This window comes from Kitasatospora sp. NPDC059722, from assembly GCF_042733235.1.
GTDB lineage: Bacteria > Actinomycetota > Actinomycetes > Streptomycetales > Streptomycetaceae > Kitasatospora.
On record NZ_JBHWGD010000247.1, the window covers coordinates 1 to 3030 of the forward strand.

A 3030-nucleotide genomic window follows, 5' to 3' on the forward strand; every position below is an offset into this window, starting at 1 on the left:
GTGCAGGGACTTCGGCAGCACGCCGTGCCGCATGGCGAGCACGGTCTTGATCACTCCGGCGACCCCGGCGGCGGCCTGGGTGTGGCCGATGTTCGACTTCAGCGAGCCGAGCAGCAGCGGCCGTTCGCGGTTCCTGCCGTAGGTGGCGAGGAGCGCCTGGGCCTCGATCGGGTCGCCGAGGGCGGTGCCGGTGCCGTGGCCCTCGACGGCGTCGACCTCGGCGGCGGACAGTCCGGCGCTCGCGAGGGCCTGGCGGATGACGCGCTGCTGGGACGGCCCGTTGGGCGCGGTGATGCCGTTCGAGGCGCCGTCCTGGTTGACGGCGCTGCCCCGCACGACGGCGAGCACCGGGTGCCCGTTGCGGCGCGCGTCGGACAGCCGCTCCAGGACGACCATGCCGACGCCCTCGGACCAGTTGGTGCCGTCGGCGGCGTCCGAGTAGGCCTTGCAGCGGCCGTCGGCGGCGAGGCCGTTCTGGACGGTGAAGCCGGCGAAGCTCACCGGCGTGGTCATCACCGTCACGCCGCCGGCGAGCGCGAGTCCGCACTCGCCGTTGCGGAGCGCCTGGGCGGCCCAGTGCAGGGCGACCAGGGACGAGGAGCACGCGGTGTCGACGGTGACGGCCGGGCCCTCCAGGCCGAGCGTGTAGGAGATGCGGCCGGACAGGACGCTCGACGCGAGGCCGGTGCCGGCGTGGCCGCCGATGTCCTCGCGCGAGTTCATCATGAGCGTCGCGTAGTCGAGGCCGTTGGTGCCGACGAAGACGCCGGTGCGGCTGCCGCCTAGCCGCTGCGGGTCGACCCCGGCGCGCTCCAGGGCCTCCCAGGACGTCTCCAGGAGGAGGCGCTGCTGGGGGTCCATCGCGAGGGCCTCGCGCGGCGAGATGCCGAAGAAGCCCGCGTCGAAGTCCCCGAGGCCGGCGAGGAAGCCGCCCTGGCGGGTGGCGCTCACGCCGTGGCCGGTGCCGAAGAGCGCGTCGAGGTCCCAGCCGCGGTCGGTCGGGAAGTCGGTGATGCCGTCGCGGCCCTCGCTCAGGAGCCGCCAGAGCTCCTCGGGGGTCCGCACGCCGCCCGGCAGGCGGCAGGCCATGCCGACGATGGCGATGGGTTCATCGGAGGAGGCGTCGTCCGGACCTTCCTCCGACCGGTCCGGCACCGCGCCCGACAGCAGTGCGGCGACGGCCGCCGGGGTCGGGTGGTCGAAGCCGAGGCTCACCGGCAGCGGACGGCCGGTCGCCTCCGCCAGCAGGTTGCGCAGCCGGATGGTGCGCACCGAGTCCAGTCCGTAGGCGCGGAACGCCGTGTCGGCGCCGATCGGTCCGTCGTCCGGGCCGCGCTCCATGACCTCGGCCGCGCACGAGCGCACGAGGTCCAGCGCGTCGCGGTAGTCCATCGACAGTGGCGGAACGACCGTCTCCCCGGCCGCCAGTTCCTCCAGGGACCGCCGGTGCAGCTTCCCGGCCGGGGTGCGCGGGAGGTCGTCGACGGTCACCAGTTCCAGCGGCATCTTGTACTCGGCGACCTCGCGCTCCCGCAGGAAGCCGGTCACGGCCCGCAGCCCGATCGCCGGGTCCGCCGCGCGGGTGAGCACCAGGCACGGGATCTCGCCGAGCCGCGCGTCCGCCCGTCCGACGACGGCGAGCGGGCCGATGCCCGGCATCGCCGCCAGCAGTTCCTGGACCTCGGTCGCGTCGAACTTCCGCCCGCCGACGTTGATCAGCTCGGCCGCGCGCCCGTGGAAGCGCAGCAGTCCGTCCGCCCCGAGGCTCGCCCGGTCGCCCGTGCGCAGCCAGCCGTCCGGCGTGACGGCCGCGGCGGTCAGTTCGGGCTCGCGGTAGTAGCCGCGGAACATGCTCGGGCTGCGGTACTGGAGGTCGCCCGGCTCGCCCGGGGGCAGTTCGCACCCGTCCTCGCCGACGATCCGTACACGCGCCCCGCTGGTGGGCCGGCCGACGCTGCGCACGGCGGCGCCGACCGGGTCGGTGGGGGAGGTCCGGGTGCCGGTGCCGAGTTCGGACATGCCCCAGACGACGACGAGTTCGCCGCCGAGCACCGCCCGGACGTCGGCGGCCAGCGCGGCGGGGATCGCCGCTCCGGCGGTGCGCACCTCGTGCGGCCGGAAGCCGGCCGGCTGCCCGCTGCGGGCCAGGGAGGCGACGACGTCGTGGAGTTGCGCGGGGACGGCGAAGACGGCGCTCGGCGCGGTGGCGCGGGCGAGGGCGAGGAAGCGCTCCGGGTCCCAGCCGCGCAGGAGCACCTGCCGGCAGGCGCGGAACAGCGCAGTGTGCAGCGACTGCAGGCCGAAGAGGTGGGTGAGCGGGCAGGCCGTCAGGATCGCCTCGGCGAAGGCCGGGCCGCCCTCGTCGGCGACGGACGCGGTGTTGGAGAGCAGCCCGTCGTGGCTGTGCACGCAGATCTTGGGCCGGGCCGAGGTGGTGCCGGAGGAGGGGATGAGGACCAGCGGGTCCTCGGGCCGCACCTCCACGGGGTGCGGCGGGTGGCCCGCCCACGCGGCGGTGAGCCGGTCCAGCGCGTGGACACCGCCCCCCACCGCAACCTCGCCGCCCGCGACCAGCACCGCCCGCAGGGAGGGAACGTCCGCCAGGAGGCCGGGCGCCGCAGCAGCCCTCTCCGCCGGGAGCAGCACGGCCACCGGGTCCACCCGGGCCAGCAGCGCCCGCACGTCGGCGGCGCCGTGCCCGGCGTGCACGGGCAGCAGGACGGCGCCCGCGGTGGCGACGGCGACGTGCGCCGTCTGGTACTCCCGGCAGTTGGGCAGCTGGACGGCGACGACGTCGCCCTGCGCGACGCCCAGCTCCTGGAGCGCCCGGGCCAGCGCGGCGGCCTCGTCGGCCCACTGGCGCCAGGTCAGCTCCCGCTCGCCGTCGACCAGGGCGACGGCGTCCGGCGCCCGGCGCACCGCCGCTGCGAACACCGCGGGGCGGGGGTGGGGGGCCCCCCCCCCCGCGGGGCGGGGGGCCGCGGCGGGCCGCGGGGGAGCCCCGGTGGGCGGGGCCGAGCGGCCAGCAGC

1 protein-coding gene is annotated in these 3030 nt (G+C 76.6%); it reads right to left on the bottom strand.

Annotated features, from left to right (window positions below; all coding sequences use genetic code 11):
- On the bottom strand, positions 1-2934 hold a 2934-nt coding region (locus ACFV4F_RS42970), incomplete at its 3' end, for a beta-ketoacyl synthase N-terminal-like domain-containing protein (protein ID WP_380511416.1).
- Positions 2935-3030 lie beyond the last annotated feature (96 nt).